Genomic DNA, 16,476 nt, shown 5'->3' with positions numbered 1-16,476 from the left:
TCAGGAGTCGGCCTTTCTCCGTTCCGGTACACTCTGATACTCTAAAAAATATTTACTGATAAGAACAGAAAAAAGCGTAAAGGACTCATTCCCCTTACGTTTTTTCTGTTCTGTCCCAACCTCTTTTGTGAATTTCATTGTTTCATTTTCATTAGCATATTGAATCATTGGATTTCGGTACCGTAAGTCCAAACAAAGGCCGGAGATATAAGGCCAAGAACGTTCCAGCAAGTGCGAGAATTCCCCAAATATATCCGTGTAAACTAAATGATGCAATGCCGCCGAAGTAGGCACCGATATTACAGCCAAATGCAAGACGTGCGCCATAGCCCATCATCAAACCACCTATGACAGAAGCTGCGAAATTACCAACAGTCACTCGTGTAAATTTGAATAAACCGCCAGCTGCTGAAGCGACGAATGCTCCGATTATAACCCCAAGGTTCAATACCGTAGTGGAATCAGTGAAAATGGATGCTTCTAGCGCGGATGCGTTGGCCCCTTGCCAATACCCCCAACTCGCTACATCAAAGCCCATTACAGAAGCTATTTTGGAACCCCATAACGCGAAAGCAGAAGTAATGCCCCAAGGCGTACCACGCGTAAGTAATGTTAATGCGTTCAACACTGCTAATACAATTGCAGCTGCAAACAAAGGCCAAGATCCACGGAAAATTCGTTTCCATCCTCTCTCAGTAGGAAGTGCCGCCATTTTCGGCGCTTTTTTCTTTTTCTCGATAATTAACGTAATCCAGGCAATGAATCCAAATAGCGCAATTGATACAAGCCAAGCGCCACCATAGCCTAAACCAGTAGAAGTAGCCAATGAAATTGGAGCAAATGCGGGCATTTCTTCCGTCCAGAATGGTAAGTGGTACGCGCCAACTGTAGCGCCGACAATGAAGAATGCTAGAGTTACGAACATAACAGTACGTCCGCCACCTATAGCATACAGAGTACCGGAAGCACAGCCACCGCCGAGCTGCATGCCGATTCCAAAGACAAAGGCACCTACGATGAGGCTAACACCTACAGGCGAAACATAGCCGGCTACCGGGCCGCCAAAAAATGTAGTGCCATAAGCTAAAATGGGAGCGAATAACGTCACCGCTATTGCCAACATAAGCATATGCGATCGCATCGCTTGGCCGTTTCCGACTGACGCCATGCGCCGGAATGCGGATGTAAAGCCAAAGCGCGCATGGAAGAGAGTGAAGCCAAGTAATAACCCAATGCCGAGAAGCATCGATTGAGAAATATGCTGAGTGGCTAGTAAATAAGCGAATAACACTACTGCCACAAGTACGCCACCCGCAATCAATAGTTTTTGCGGAGAATTTAATAAAAGATCTTCTCGTTCAACCGGTCCTTTTACGTCATTTACCGGTTGTACTCTTATCGTAGTCATTGCATAACACCCTTTTCCTATTAATTTACTAGGTATACTAATTCATATTAGTATTATATGTTTTTAAAGTCAACTTGTTGAGCTTATAGCGATTTTTACATAGATTTGCAGTAAACCACATAAAAAAACCTCAACCCTTTTGTAAGGATTGAGGATTCTTCATTTATTTGATTCCTTCCACATCTTCCCGTGGAGTCGCACGGTACACAATAAACGACAGCACAACCGCCACAAGCGACATGGCAAACGCGATAAAGTACACAAGCTCCACACCTGCAACGAGAGCCAAATCAGCAGTAAGCGCGTCTTCAGGCGTCGTAGACTTCTTTAGGAAGTGCAATTGTCTCGCGTTCATTATACTAATAAATACCGACACGCCGATAGCTCCAGCAACAGGTTGTAGCGTCGACATCACTGCCGTGCCATGCGGGTATAACCGCTTAGGTAATTGATTCAGTCCATTCGTCTCGGCTGGCATCATAATCGCAGAGACACTGAGCATAAGCAAAATATAACTCGTGACAACAACCCAAATCGGTGTATCGAGCGTCAATCGACTCATCATGAACATCGTTCCACTAAGAACGATTGTGGCTGGAATCATCAGTACACGTGGACCAAATTTATCGAATAATGACCCCATGAATGGAGACATAATACCATTCAAGATACTGCCTGGCAGTAGGATTAAACCTGCTGTCGCTGCGCTAAGTGCCAGTGGTCCTTGCATATAGATAGGCAAGATGATTTCAGAAGCGAACATCGCCATAATAATGATCAGGAACAGGAAGACCGCGTGTGTGAACATTGGGTAACGGAACACGCGCATATCCATGACCGGCTCCTTCAACTTTAGTTGCCTTATAGCAAAGAGCGCAATTCCGATTACACCGACACCAATCAACAGCAAGACGCGAGGATTCGCAAATCCATCTGCACTTTCACCGACTGAACTGAATCCATAAACGAGTGATCCGAAACCAATTGATGAATAGACCAATGAAATATAATCAATTTTAGGTTTTGTAACTTCCGTAATATTGATCAAGTATTTATAACCGAATCCGATAGAAAATAATGCGAATGGAATGACGAGGATAAATAAATAACGCCACCCAAGATATTCCACGATCACACCTGATAACGTGGGACCAATCGCTGGTGCGAACATAATGACGAGTCCGATGATGCCCATAACCTTACCGCGTCTATGCGGTGGATAAATGAGTAAGAATACGTTGAAGATGATCGGCATCAGTAACCCTGTTCCAACAGCCTGTATTAGTCGACCCGTTAATAGAATAGGAAACGTCGGAGCACTCGCAGCTACGATCGTTCCAATCGTGAATACGGTCATCGTACCGAGGAATAATTGCCTCGTCGTGAACCATTGTAAAAGTAAAGCCGAGATTGGGATGACGACTGCCATGACAAGCATGAAGCCTGTTGCCATCCATTGCACCGTCGGTAACGTGATGGAAAACTGATCCATCAGTGTGATCAGTGCGATGTTCAATAGTGTTTCATTCAAAATGGCGAAAAATGCACCGATGATGAGAGCCAACATAATGGGCATTACTTTACTATTTGGGTTATCCGCCAAGTATTCATATTTCTGTTCTTCCATCTCAAAACCTCTTTCGTTGATCACGTGTATTCGGCAATATAATTACCGTACATTTACTCTAATCATGCTTTTTTATAGGCGACGTGTCAATCTTTCGAGATCCAAAATGACAATCTTTTTTTAACGTTATAGTTTCTCGTTTACGCAGGCGGTCTAGCCTAAATTTTCCCCTTGGCTAAAATCCAATACAGGTGACTGAGGCACGCGTCTTTGCGTAGCTTGTACAGGAACTGCCGGTTGTTCATTCAAATAGTTTTCAAAGTTCGTCGGGTTGAATAACGTCGAAGGGCGTAAGTATGCTCGGTATTCGGGATTGTTATTCCACTGTGACACTTTGAGATCAATAACCTGTACGAAATCCTGTTGTGTATAGCCCTCTTTCACTCTTGCGTTAATAAATTTCTTAGTAGCTGCAGATGCAGCTTTAAATTGCTTACCGGTTTTCTCATTCAAATAAGCAATGACGAAATGCGTAACGTCGAGAGGCTTCTCGACAAGCTCTTTATTCTTTATTTTTCTAAGTTCTTTAAGTTCTTTGGTTATAGGCCGTACCACATTGGTACAGTCCTTCGTTTCACTTTGGTACGACACAGCGTTTCGAAGTGAAACGTCCGTTGTATCAGATTGAAACGTCGCATGATCTATTTCCAGTTCACTATTTGCCGGCACCACTTCTTCAACCGACGTATCATTTTGAATAGAAAAAGCGGGTAGTTTGGAGTAATCAATCCGATACCATTTCGTCTTATCGATTTTCATCTTATTGTATTCTGAAGTCGAAATGAGGTAGCCTTGTTTTTCCAAATTATAGATCGTGCGTTTGATCGTCATACGTGACAAGAATGAAAATTCCTCTAGCCATTGATCATACGTTTTATACACCCACAGATGACCGTCGCGCTTATTTTGGGAAATGAGTGAACGGAAATGCAGTTGTTGCAGAAATAATGCCTCATTTAATCCGACTAAATGTACAAGTGACGGTAGTAATTGTAATGGCTGTTCATTGATTAATAACTTCATACTGAATTCCTCCTAGAATGTATGTAAGTGATAGCAATCCACCACTTCACTTACTATATAGAAGGCTTTTTGCATAAGGATACTAGTTTTGAAACTATTTTTTCAAGTTAAAAATGCACACGACAAAAGAGCGGATGCGCTAGGCCTCCACTCTTCGGTATTAGTCGTTAATTGATGTTCAATACTTCTTCACTCGCTGGTTGTAGCAGATGTATCGCATTCGACTCGCATACTTCATAATTTACGAGATACATCTTTTCCCCAAAGTTCTGTCGCTTTGAACGAATGTAGCCGGATTTCTCCAGTTTTCGTATCGCGCGGATAATCGTAGCCATTGACCAGAAACTCATCCCGGCATACCACTCCTTATACGACCGGCTCACCCATTGTGTTCCTTCTTCCGTATCAGTCGGACCGAAAGACAGCTCATGGATTTGTTGCAGGAACATCGATTCATTGAGTCCGATCTTCGCTGCTGTGTGTGGATGAAATTGCAGAAATTCTTCATGGTTCATTTGCATTATGGTTTCCCCCTACTAACTTGTTGTAAGCGACAGCTATTTGCCTCTTCACTAGCTATATAGAGAGCTTTTTGAATAAGGATACACCTTTTTAAAATTTTTTAAAGATACGCACTAAAAGAAGCTAGTTCAGAATGAAAATGTCGTTTGTTAAAAATGTAACGAACATTTAAACTCTAATCACTAGCTTCTTTTAGTTTATACATCGGGAAAAGATCAGTAGATGTGTTGTAATTTACGCAATAACCATTCTCTGAAGCCACCCAATCGTTTAGTCTATATTACATGGTCTACCCGTTATTCCCAAAACTTTAGCGCTCCAGTCGAAACAATATACACTTAGCACCAAACCATTTATTATGAATTCGAGATATCAAAGGACAAAACTACAAATTTTATTGTAGCATATATAATCTGACGATTTTTCGGACGCGGTTATCTTCTTAACACGTTTTTCTTTTCTAACTAATCTACCACGGATGTAATGCATCTATTGGCAATTAACACGTTCTCACCATTTTCTGTATCGGTTGATCGCCTTTTCTGTAAATAAACTCAACAACTGCAAATTCATTATGCTGGATTTACTTGAAGTTCCACTGTGATTTTAATATCATCGCCTACTAATACGCCACCTGTTTCTAGTGTTTGGCTCCAAGTCAAACCATATTCTTTTCTAGAAATTTTTATTGCTGTTTCAAAACCAACTACATCTACACCCCAAGGGTTTTTTCCTGCTCCCGTACGCGTTACGTTAAACGTAGTTTTCTTCGTAACATCTTTAACTGTCAGATCCCCTGTTACATCATATTCGTCTTCTCCTGTTTTAACAATTTCAGTCGAATCAAATGTAATATTCGGATACTGTTCTACATTAAAGAAATCAGCTGAACGAAGGTGGTTATCACGATCTTCATTATTTGTATTAATGGTGTTCACATCAATCGTAAAGTGAATTTTTGCATCTGTTAAATTGTCTAGATCTCCAGTAACTGACCCTTCAAGTCCAGTGAAGCTACCTCTTACATTTGACACCATCATATGTCTAACCGAAAATCCTACGTTCGTGTGCACTGCATCTACATTCCATTTTGTCATTTAAAACTCTCCCCTTTTTGTAAGTGTTAAGATGATCACATAGTATGATTATCTCTTACTCAATATATTTTACTTAGTTGTATCTGAAATCATAATTACTTAGTTCATAGCTCAATTCCTATGAACCATTTAGAGATTTTTATACTTTTGCATTATTTACGAATTGTATTTAATGCCGTTGTCCATGGGATGACTTGGTCTAACATTTGATTGACTGAAGCAGCTTGCACATTAGCTGGTTTGAGTTCTGTGCCGTTTTCAAAGTCTGTAAATAATGATAATGCAGGGTGAACACGAACATGTGCCACGGATAATTCACTCAAAATACCACGTAAATGTTCTGCAGCACGAGCTCCGCCTACCGAACCGTATGAAACGATACCTGCTGCTTTGTCGTTCCACTCTACACGAAGGTAATCTAATGCATTTTTAAGTGCAGCTGAAATGGAGTGATTGTATTCTTGAACGATGAATACGAATCCGTCTTGTTTTGCGATGATTTCTGACCAAGCTGCTGCGCCTGATGCATCGCCACCCGCTTCACCTAAAAATGGTAATTTATAATCAGCGATATCGATAATCGTGTAATGTGCGTCTCCACGTTGATCTGCCAATTTCTTTACCCATGCTCCCACTTGTGGACTAACGCGTCCCTCACGTGTTGATCCTAAAATAATACCGATGTTTGATTTTGTCATAATAATGTCCTCCTCTTGTTTTGTTCCAAATAATTTACTAAAAAAGCTCATTCAACATTTCAACTCCCGGCAATTACTCTTTATCGATTAGTTTCACTGCTGCTATTATTTTGTTCCTTTCAATGAAACCATTTTTTCACGAAATGCATTTCTAATATATAGGTAAAAAATTAAATATTCTTTACCTTAGCTAGATATAGCTGTTACGTAATAAATTGCTTTTAATTTATTCGAAATACTCCCCTCTATCATTAGACTGAATTAGCATATTATTAATTCGAGGTAATTTTACTCAAAAAAAATGAGATTGCGTGAATTGGAAATCCGACTACATTTGCAATTAATTAATTTATCTCGAATTCGATATAAATATACCATGGGTCCATTTCATATGTCAACACTTTAAATTATGTTAATGAATCCGTCGGCTAGTTCTTCCAACCACTAATAGTTCCATCCATAGACATGGGTGCATTCAGATCAACAAAGAACAGTACAATAGTAGAGTCTTCATTCGCAATAAACGATGGGAGTGGATTGACTACATCGGTTACCGCTTCTTGTTTGCCGATTGTGAGATGCTGCATCGTAATCTCCCCGTTCATGACGTATAGAAAAGGAGTGAGACCTGTATAGGCTGGGACGTCTACCACTTCACCCGCTCTAGGATGCGCGTCTAGTATGTAGACATGTTGTTGTACATAAAGAGGCGCTTCGCTTCCTTGAGGACCTACCATGACATACCAATCCTCATTGTCTACCGGCTTATTATGAAATTGAATTTCTGGTGAGAGATCCGTTTCATTCGGTCGGATGAAGATTTGCAACATTTCGACCTCATCTTCTTTCACTTTTTCTTCATGCCAAAAGCCAGCACCTGCATTCATCATCATTAATTTCCCTCGTGCAATAGGCGCTTCAAAACCCGCCGAATCTCGATGATGCATGACGCCTGTGCTAATATAGCTTAAAATTTCATCATTTTTATGCTGATGCATGTTAATCGTTAAACCTTTTTTCATTACCGCATGATCAATGATAGCTAACGGTCCAAATGCAGTGTCTGTCGTTTCATCTCCAAGAATATCACCCGGTTGAACGCGTGTAATGGAGAATGGCCCTCTAAACGGCACTGCATGATTTCCTGCTGTAAGTTTTTGTAACACTAGTAACTCCCTCTTTTCACCGTATATAATAAAATCGACTATCCTAAAGGAAGTCGATTTTATATTGTTGTAAGTGTTTGTACAAATACTTCAATTTTTATTTTACAGGTCCTTTATTAATCGCAGTAAGTGTAGAATTGACAGCAAAGATTTTCGCGTTAATGTCAGTAATGCCAAAGCTAGCTAATCTCTTTGTGTGCATCTCTACATATTTTTCAGCTGATTCCTTTGTTTCAAAATTGTAAATTCCACCGGCTTCATTTGCTTCAGGATCTTCTGTCCATATTTTCCAAATGAATCCCTCTTCCTCATTGATACTTTTCGCTAAGTCAGCAAATCCCTCTGCCATTTCTTCTCCAAATGGCCCATTCATCTTAAAATCGACTTGTAATACGTATGTCATGATCATTCTCCTTTTGATTCAGTAGTTGTGAAATAGATTTCTCCTAGCATTTCTTTTGCTTGATAACGATTTGATGGTAGTTCTTTTTCTACATAAGAAGGTATATCGGATTGTTCAACACCGTACATGACTTCAATTTCTTTTGAAAAAAGCAGTCTCTCTTTTTCAAGTAAGCTAGAAAGTGCTGGTTGTTGCTTCGGCTGAAGTACTTCCACGTCTAGCACTTTTTTTAATCCGTCAACGTATGATTCAAGTGGACGGCCACCTACAATTTTTACGCCCTTATTTTCCGCATTAATCATTATAATACTTGGGAAACCTCTAGCACCTAAACTTCTAGCTAGAGCAAAATCTTCATTCAATAATTGTTGTCCGATTGGTTGTTCAGCTTCATTGACAATCGCTTCCCCATCAAGGCCTAATGTATTGACGATTTCCACCATTACAGAACGCTCCGAAATATTTTGATTGAATACGAAAAGTTCTTCTCTAGTACGACGTAAATAAGCAGATGCTAGTGCGTCACTATGGTTTTTTTGAATGATTTTACATACACGAGATGGTGGATACGAAGATTGAACGGGATGATCAATCATTACACTACCATCAATCGGCATTCTTGAATGTTCTCCGACTTCTCTCCAGTGACCGGCGACGTCAGCTGGCTTATAAATTCCGTTGGCGGGATCAATCGGCCGGTCATGCCATTTTTCTAACAAACCGCCCATAACCGTATGAATGTTGAAATAACTACCATACTGCTCTACAAAACGACGGAGCTCAGGTTCAATCGCCCAACAATGAGAACAAATAGGATCCGTCACATAATAAAGATTAATCTCTTTTGCCGGCTGATTAAAGTCGATGATTTCCATCTCCTCATTTCCAGCTTCTCCACATACACCTGTTTCTATATCACATATCATATTCTTGTTGTTTTTCAATGATTTGTTCCTCTTTTCTATAAAATACGTATCGATCACTTTCGTCCGTTTGAATTAAGTTACTGATCGTGTTTACTCCTACTGTGTATTCAAATTGTAGGAAGTATTCATTACTTCACGGGTTAATCATTTGATTACAACTACATTCTATAACATAATGAAAATTATCGACACCAATAGAAACTTGATTTTGTCGGTTATGCAACACATTGATGAAATTGTTGGAAAAGTAGGAGGGAAATCAACATGAATCAACCAAAGACGGACCCACGAATTCAACGGACCCGTAAATTAATCATGGATTCTTTTATGGAACTGTCGGGTAAAAAAGAATTTAAAGATATTACCATTACAGATATTGCAGCTGAAGCGATGATTAATCGTGCCACGTTCTATTACCACTTTGAAGATATATATGACTTATTGGAAAAGGTATTATCGGAAGTATTATTAGTAAATTTGGATTGCAGTAATTACCAACACAACGAATTAAATGAAGAAGTCATCACAAGTATATTTGTAGCGATCACGAACTTCCAACAATCATTATCGAATCGTTGTCACAGAGGGTATGAGGATACGATTGCACGGAATATTAGAGAACAGCTCGAAATCATTTTTTATAAAATGCTGTTAAAACCACATCACACGGAAGAAGATGAAGGGTTGAAAATTACCGCTGTTATATTAAGCTGGGGAATTTACGGCGCTTCTGTAGAATGGAAAAGAAAGAGTAACGAAATTACACCGGAAGAATTTATTCAATTAGCCATCCCTCATTTATTGCCAAGGGATAACGGTGTATAAACATGTAACATGTACATAATAGACGAGATATGAAAATATATGAATGGATTATATACAGGGTTTCGTGCTGTCTTAGTCATTCTCTGCATATTGCTGCTACCCTCAATTATCATTTTTTAGGGAACCTTCCGCCAAATGAGCTATAATCATTGCAGCGCTACCTGCAAGCGATGCTAAATGTAATGAACGTAGAGGTCATTTTGAGTTTCCCCACGCTAGTCAAAGCGTTACTTAATAGATAGCAAGGAAAAGTATTAACTAGCAAAAAGCCCTAGAAATTGGCGATTTATTAAACCTATTCTCGGTACTACGATAGAAAAACTCTAAACCTTCCACTTTTGGTTGAATTTTCCTCCTATTCAAGCAAATAATCCCGTGTTAATATTCTGAATATATTAAAAGGTATTGACCTTTCTAATAGTTGTCTGTTAAATTATATTGTAGTATATAATATTCAGTGACGAGAAAAAGTACGATAGGAAACTTGTTCCCCAGAGAGTCGGCGTTTGGTGAAAGTCGATGAACAGATCATATCCGAATATCATCTCTTAGATGCAAAGTTGAAAATAGTAAATTTTGCCGGATTTCCAACGTTACATGGAACACGTTTAATCGTACGATGACTTAGAGTCAGATTTTTCATCGTTTTACGAAGTTTTTTTGAAACATAGGTGGTATGCGAGTAAAACTCGTCCCTATTTAGGGGGCGAGTTTTTTATGCGCAAAAATAAAGAAGAGAAGATTGACGATGCACACCGCGCCAGGTTGATAGGAATCATCTTGTGCAGTGAAATGTATATGTCGAAATCAACTGTGTTGGTGAAATAACCGACATAATTAACACTATATTTTGCAAATTCTCAATATTCTATATTACAATTACACTATATTTCAATATTATATACGTTCATTTTTGTTCTAAACAGATAAACATCAGGAGGTACTCTAATGAGTAAAAAACACATACTATTCACAGGATTCATGCTCTTCTCTTTATTTTTCGGAGCTGGAAATCTCATCTTCCCCCCATTTCTCGGGTTAGAATCAGGAACGAACTTTGCCCCCGCAATTGCTGGCTTCCTCATCACAGGCGTTCTACTACCGTTTATGGCAGTCATGGCGATCGCCTTGTCTGATAACGGTCTATTATCGATGGGTAGCCGGGTACATAAAGTGTTTGGAATAGTTTTCGCGATTATCATCTATATGTCTATCGGTGCTTTTTACGGCATACCAAGAGCTTCAAATGTTGCATATGAGTTAGGGTTCAAACAAATAGTTCAAGTGGACGGCAATTTCCCTTTGCTTGTATTCTCTATACTATTTTTCGCCTTAACATACTACATCAGTTTAAACCCTAAAAAAATCGTGGATCGTATCGGCCAATTTTTAACACCTATTCTATTGTTGGTTTTAGGAATGCTAGTCGTCCAAGCGTTTATCAAATTTGATAATATATCCTTTGCTCCGAAAGAAGATTATGCGTCAGCTCCATTTGTTAACGGGTTCTTGGAAGGCTATTTCACGATGGATGCTGTCGCTGCGCTGGCGTTTGGAATTGTCGTAATCAACGCTTTAAGAGATAAAGGTTCGAAGTCGAAGTCGGAACTTGTTAAAGGCACGTTTGGTGCCGGCATCATAGCTAGCATCGGATTGGCCACTGTCTATTTCTCACTAGGATGGATTGGCAAGGTGATTCCAAAAGAACAAGCTCTTGGAAATGGCGCTGAAGTATTAACTGAAGCAGCCCGCATGTTGTTCCCAAGCGGTGGTGGACTTCTTTTCGGAGTCATCGTCATGCTGGCATGTTTAACGACTTGTGTCGGTCTAATTAATGCCTGTTCAAGATTCTTTAATGAAATATATCCGAAGATCAGTTACCAGGCATATGTCGCTATTTTTGTATTATTCGCCTTGTTAGTATCTAATTTAGGATTGAATGCTATATTAGCATTGGCAATCCCTTTATTAGTATTTATTTATCCGATCTCTATTGTGTTAATCATTTTGTCTTTATTCCAACATGTTGCAGGTGGCGGAAAGATGATGTATCGGCTTTCCATATGTATTACATCCATTTTTGCGTTATACGAAGTATTGACTAGCACAGGGTACAGTCCGGATCGGGTTACCGAGTGGTTAAAAATTATCCCGTTTTTCGAATACGGACTTGGCTGGGCTTTACCAGCGTTCGTCGCAGCATTGGCTGGTTACATAATCGATAAGTTCAGCCGGCAAGGAAATAAGTAAAACAAATAGAAAATCCCGCTTCTTTTATAAAAGGAGCGGGATTTTTTGTCTTCAGGGTTACTTCTGTACTGTATTCGTCAATCCAATAAACTCTTCTACGTCTTTAGCAACTAGCGCAATGCCGGCTGCCCAAAAATCTTCTTTCGTAATATCTACGTTTAGATGTTTCTTCGCTAGGTCTTCTACTTTCATCGATCCTGTATCACGCAATAGCGCAATATACTTCTCTTCAAACCCTTCAGGCTGTTTCAAGTATTCTGCGTAGATCCCTAGGCTGAACAAGTACCCAAATGTGTACGGGAAGTTATAAAACGGCACGCTATCGATAAAGAAGTGCAACTTAGCTGCCCAGAAATGCGGATGATAAGAAGATAAACTAGTACCAAATGCTTCTTTTTGTGCTTCTACCATTAATTCATTCAAGCGATTTTCTGATACAATGCCTTTTGCACGTTCAGTATAAAAGCGGTCCTCAAATAAGAAGCGGGCGCGGATATTTAAAAACATCGCTGTCGCGCCTTCTAATTTATTGGCTAAAAGAGAGATTTTTTCTTCATCCGATGCAGCATTTTTCACCGTCGCATCCGCAATAATCGTTTCAGCAAACGTACTCGCTGTTTCTGCGACGTTCATCGCATAACTACGGTTCAGTGTCGGTAAATCTTTCATTACGTGACTATGAAATGCATGGCCTAATTCATGTGCTAATGTACTCGTATCACTTGGTGAACCCGTGAACGTCATGAAAATACGTGACTCTTCAAGTTCAGGCAAGCTTGTGCAATAACCACCTGGACGTTTGTTTGCACGATCTTCCGCTTCAACCCAGCGATTTTCTAGTGCATGTTTCGTAAATCCAGTCAGTTTCGGACCAAATGAAGCGAAGTTATCAATAATAAAATCACAAGCCTCGTCGTATGTGAAGCGTGTTGGCTCCGTTTCTCCCACCGCAACTGGAGCCGCCACGTCTTGCCAACCGAGTTGATCCATGCCAAACAAATCTGCTTTTCTTCCTAAATAATTAATAAATGTTTGCTTCTGCGCGTCCACTGCGGACCACATCGCAGTAAGCGTATCTTCAGACATCCGGTTATATTCAAGGGGCTCTTCTAAATGGCCCTCTCTTCCGTGAGCTTCTTGTAACGTTAAACGATACCCCGCTAAATGATTCAAGATGTCTGCAAAAATTGGTCCGTTTGTCGACCATGTCTTTTCCCAGTTCTCAAAAAGCGCTGCACGCACTTCTACATCAGGATCTGCGTACATTTTGTTCATAGCTTGCCCAATAGATAATTCTGTTGTTTTCCCGTCTTGATCTGTAAAGGGAACGGTCATAGTCGAGCCTACTGTATTGTATAGATCACTCCATGCAGCGAGACCATCTTTATTTAATTTAGCAATGAGCTTTTCTTCTGCTTCTGATAATAAACGTTTACCTTCTTCACGTATTTCATTTAACGAGAAACTAATTACGTGTAACGTATCGTCTGTAAGAAGTGTATCCCAGTGTTCATCCGAGATTGCTACTAATTTTTTAGTAAAGATTGTAGATAGTTGCTGGATTTCACTGCTTAGTTCCATTACTTGGCCTTTGACAACGCTTGCATATGGATCATCCATAAAGGCGTCACGCCACATATTGATAAATGTTCCTACTTGGCCCAGACTTTTACCGATGACTTCTTGCTTTTTTAATAGTGCTTGCAAAGTAGAAGCATTGTTTGCTCGGTCACTGTTCCACGCGTTTAACTCATCTGCATAAAGGGCAATATTTTCTTTGACAGCCAAAAGTTTTGTTTGTACTTCCTCAGAATTAGTTCCACCGGCAAAAATACTTTCTAAATCCCACGTGTTACTATATTTCACTGTATGTCACTCTCCTTTGATCTCTCTACTGTAAACTTTGTTACTCAAATAAGAAAGTTTTGTTAACTGAGTCCATTATAAACCAACTCGTCATACAGTGTTTTCATTCAGTTTGTTTCAAGTCGGTATCCTTCATTAGTATACTTATTTAATAATCTATCAGGTATATGGCAATAATCAGTTGGACATGTAGCTAATCTGTCTTGATGTTCGTCTGCACTTCTCACATAGTTTGTTAGGGGTAATACTTCTACCACTATACGGTCAGCATCACTTCTGTCCTTAAGAAACGCTTTCGCTTCTTTCAAGTGTTCAGGATTTTCACTATAGATACCTGTTCTGTACTTCTCGCCAATGTCTGCCCCTTGTTTATTCAAACTATATGGATCAATGATTTCAAATAAATACTCCATTAATCTCTTGATTGTTACAACTGTAGGATCAAATTCTGTTTTTACACATTCAGCGTACCCATCATAATCGCCTTCCAGTGTACAGCCCGATCCATTTGCCCTCCCAGCTTCCGTACACGTCACGCCAGGTAAAGTTTTTATAAAAGCCTGTACTCCCCACAAACAGCCACCGGCAATATATACTACTTCCATATTGACACTCCTCTCGTGTGTGAATAATCGACATGATGAATATTTATAAATAAATTTTAACAAATAAAAAAAGACCCTACAAGTAGGGTCTCTTTCAAGCTGTTATTAAGCTTTTTGAACGTTTGTAGCTTGTAGGCCACGTTGTCCTTGTTCGATTTCAAATGTTACACTTTGACCTTCGTCTAAAGATTTGAAACCTTCGCCTTGAATTGCTGAGAAGTGTACGAATACGTCTTCCCCTGCTTCACGTTCGATGAAGCCAAAACCTTTTTCTGCGTTAAACCATTTTACTGTACCTTGTTCCATAATTAATTGCCTCCTAGTGTGGTTGTCCACACAATAAGTTACTATACTTGCTCAAAACTTTAGACGAAAAACAAAATATATTTACTGGAAATATATTCTCGATCTGAAAAAGAACAAAGATAATACTCTTTAAATATAACAGAGATTAAATAAAAAAGCAACTCAAATATTTTTACATAAATTAAAGACCAAGAAGAACATCCATCAAAGATTAAAAACACTTCTCCATACGGATATCAGCCCACATGTTTCCTTCATAATATGTGAAGTTTTCTATGCGTCCTATTTCTTGATATCCTAATTTCTTATACAGCTTCAACGCAGGCTCATTAAACACAAATACGCCTAGCTCGATTCGCTCGAGACCATGCTTTCTCACTTGCTCTTCCAAGTACTCCAAAGCCATTACACCAATCCCTTTTCCGCGACATTCAGGTTCACCAATCAAAATACTGATCCATGCTGTTTCCGACTTCTTGTGAAACAGATGTTCAGGGTCAACGGTATAACTCATTTCACCTATTAATCGGTTTTCCAAATAAATCAGGTATACATGTTGGTATTTTAAACGATGGCATATATCTTCTATAGTCAAAATGCTTTCTCGTTCCAATTCCGCTCTACTTGGATTAGGTTGAGACAATGATTTTAAATTCATATCGTTGCCCCACCGATTGAGCGTATTTACAAGCATGGATGTTGGTTCGGTTAATGGTATGATTTCAACATTCATTGACAGCAACTCCTCATTTCTACGTTTTGCAATATAATGACTTTTCTTAACCAGTAAGCTTTGCACACTACTATTATAATATAACCACATGTTTTCTACATACTGTAAAGAATATGAACCACCTCATAAATTGAAGCCGCGAGTTGATTCCCTTCTATAAGAAGCCCACATGAAGTCATTATGCGAAGTAGCAAACATGTTATAATAAAAGAAACACCTAGATAGACAAGGAGCGGACACGTTGAGGTTGAATCAATATATTAGTTCTTCGGGATTTTGTTCCAGAAGACAAGCGGAGCGCTATATTACGGCAGAGAAGGTTCTAGTAAACGGTGAGATTGCCTCACATGTTTATTTTGTTGAAGAGGATGATCACGTCGAAGTAGACGGTCAGACCATCACGCACACGGCACAAGATATTTATATGATGCTTAATAAACCGAGTGGGATCACTTGTACAGCCTCTCCTGCTATTGCCGGTAATATTATCGACTTTATATCCTATCCTGAACGCATATTTCCCGTTGGACGCCTAGATAAAGAAACGGAAGGTCTCATTTTATTAACCAATGATGGCACTATTGTAAATGAGTTAATGAAAGAAGAAAACCAGCAGGAAAAAGAATATGTCGTAACCGTCAATAAAAAAATCACGAGGACGTTTATACAAGATTTATCAAATGGTGTAGCTATTTATAATCCAAGAACAAAAGGCTATACGACGACTAACCCTTGTCCCGTTACGCAGTTGGATGACTTTACGTTTCGCATAACATTAACTCAAGGATTGAATCGACAGATCCGTAGAATGTGCAGACGGTTTCAATATACCGTTACGCACTTGCAAAGGGTTCGAATCAAGCATATTGAGCTCGGAACACTCGAACGCGGACAGTGGCGTTACTTGACTGAAGAAGAAATAGCGAAGTTGAAACTATAATTCGTTAATAATAGCCTAGCATCGCAATTGCGACGCTAGGCTATTTTAATCAAAAATATCATTCATACACGTGCTGTTGTG

General features: G+C 39.4%; 16 protein-coding genes and 1 other annotated feature. Of the genes, 3 read left to right on the top strand and 13 right to left on the bottom strand.

Features of this window, described 5'->3' with window-relative positions; all coding sequences use genetic code 11:
• Window positions 1-151: 151 nt before the first annotated feature.
• The 9 genes from CSV80_RS01460 to CSV80_RS01420 all read right to left on the bottom strand — a co-directional run bounded on the left by CSV80_RS01460 (window position 152) and on the right by CSV80_RS01420 (window position 8,870).
• Window positions 152-1,408, bottom strand: coding sequence for a YeeE/YedE family protein (locus CSV80_RS01460; protein WP_099669296.1), 1,257 nt, complete (start codon window positions 1,406-1,408; stop codon window positions 152-154).
• Between the two features lie 163 nt (window positions 1,409-1,571).
• Entirely contained in the window at window positions 1,572-3,035 is a 1,464-nt protein-coding gene (locus CSV80_RS01455) for an MDR family MFS transporter (protein WP_099669295.1), read from the bottom strand.
• A gap of 153 nt (window positions 3,036-3,188) precedes the next feature.
• On the bottom strand, window positions 3,189-4,058 hold the full coding sequence (locus CSV80_RS01450) for a conserved phage C-terminal domain-containing protein (RefSeq protein ID WP_099669294.1): 870 nt from the start codon (window positions 4,056-4,058) through the stop codon (window positions 3,189-3,191).
• 167 nt (window positions 4,059-4,225) lie between these two features.
• Window positions 4,226-4,579 (bottom strand): hypothetical protein, encoded by a 354-nt coding sequence (locus tag CSV80_RS01445; protein WP_099669293.1) that lies wholly within the window; start codon window positions 4,577-4,579, stop codon window positions 4,226-4,228.
• 573 nt (window positions 4,580-5,152) lie between these two features.
• On the bottom strand, window positions 5,153-5,677 hold the full coding sequence (locus CSV80_RS01440) for a YceI family protein (RefSeq protein WP_099669292.1): 525 nt from the start codon (window positions 5,675-5,677) through the stop codon (window positions 5,153-5,155).
• 152 nt (window positions 5,678-5,829) lie between these two features.
• Window positions 5,830-6,426, bottom strand: coding sequence for an NADPH-dependent FMN reductase (locus CSV80_RS01435; protein ID WP_199083905.1), 597 nt, complete (start codon window positions 6,424-6,426; stop codon window positions 5,830-5,832).
• 377 nt (window positions 6,427-6,803) lie between these two features.
• Window positions 6,804-7,541, bottom strand: coding sequence for a pirin family protein (locus CSV80_RS01430; protein ID WP_099669290.1), 738 nt, complete (start codon window positions 7,539-7,541; stop codon window positions 6,804-6,806).
• 97 nt (window positions 7,542-7,638) lie between these two features.
• On the bottom strand, window positions 7,639-7,944 hold the full coding sequence (locus CSV80_RS01425) for a monooxygenase (protein ID WP_099669289.1): 306 nt from the start codon (window positions 7,942-7,944) through the stop codon (window positions 7,639-7,641).
• 2 nt (window positions 7,945-7,946) lie between these two features.
• Window positions 7,947-8,870: a DsbA family protein gene (locus tag CSV80_RS01420; protein WP_199083909.1), complete on the bottom strand. Its 924-nt coding sequence runs from the start codon at window positions 8,868-8,870 to the stop codon at window positions 7,947-7,949.
• A gap of 264 nt (window positions 8,871-9,134) precedes the next feature.
• On the opposite strand from CSV80_RS01420, the gene CSV80_RS01415 reads away from it, so the two are divergent.
• Window positions 9,135-9,695, top strand: coding sequence for a TetR/AcrR family transcriptional regulator (locus CSV80_RS01415; RefSeq protein ID WP_099669287.1), 561 nt, complete (start codon window positions 9,135-9,137; stop codon window positions 9,693-9,695).
• Between the two features lie 448 nt (window positions 9,696-10,143).
• Window positions 10,144-10,395: a binding site (T-box leader), on the top strand.
• Between the two features lie 248 nt (window positions 10,396-10,643).
• A complete protein-coding gene (gene brnQ / locus CSV80_RS01410) occupies window positions 10,644-11,945 on the top strand; it encodes a branched-chain amino acid transport system II carrier protein (protein ID WP_099669286.1) in 1,302 nt (433 codons plus the stop codon).
• 57 nt (window positions 11,946-12,002) lie between these two features.
• On the opposite strand, the gene CSV80_RS01405 is transcribed toward brnQ, so the two are convergent.
• From CSV80_RS01405 to CSV80_RS01390, 4 genes are all read right to left on the bottom strand, one after another.
• Window positions 12,003-13,811: a M3 family oligoendopeptidase gene (locus tag CSV80_RS01405; RefSeq protein WP_099669285.1), complete on the bottom strand. Its 1,809-nt coding sequence runs from the start codon at window positions 13,809-13,811 to the stop codon at window positions 12,003-12,005.
• A 107-nt stretch (window positions 13,812-13,918) separates the two neighbouring features.
• A complete protein-coding gene (locus CSV80_RS01400) occupies window positions 13,919-14,416 on the bottom strand; it encodes a peptide-methionine (S)-S-oxide reductase (RefSeq protein WP_099669284.1) in 498 nt (165 codons plus the stop codon).
• 105 nt (window positions 14,417-14,521) lie between these two features.
• Window positions 14,522-14,722 carry a cold-shock protein gene (locus CSV80_RS01395; RefSeq protein ID WP_029054604.1) on the bottom strand — a complete coding sequence of 67 codons (201 nt, stop codon included), beginning with the start codon at window positions 14,720-14,722 and terminating at the stop codon, window positions 14,522-14,524.
• Between the two features lie 211 nt (window positions 14,723-14,933).
• Window positions 14,934-15,455, bottom strand: a complete 522-nt coding sequence (locus CSV80_RS01390) for a GNAT family N-acetyltransferase (protein ID WP_099669283.1) — start codon at window positions 15,453-15,455, stop codon at window positions 14,934-14,936.
• A 241-nt stretch (window positions 15,456-15,696) separates the two neighbouring features.
• Here CSV80_RS01390 and CSV80_RS01385 point away from each other — a divergent pair, with 241 nt between their 5' ends.
• The gene (locus CSV80_RS01385; RefSeq protein ID WP_099669282.1) at window positions 15,697-16,395 is read left to right on the top strand and encodes a pseudouridine synthase; all 699 of its coding nucleotides are present in this window, start codon (window positions 15,697-15,699) and stop codon (window positions 16,393-16,395) included.
• The last annotated feature ends 81 nt before the right edge of the window (window positions 16,396-16,476 follow it).

It is taken from the genome of Sporosarcina sp. P12(2017), assembly GCF_002743035.1.
Taxonomy (GTDB): Bacteria; Bacillota; Bacilli; order Bacillales_A; family Planococcaceae; genus Sporosarcina; species Sporosarcina ureae.
Note: the sequence above shows the minus strand (reverse complement) of the source record. Positions and strands in the feature narration are given on the sequence as shown.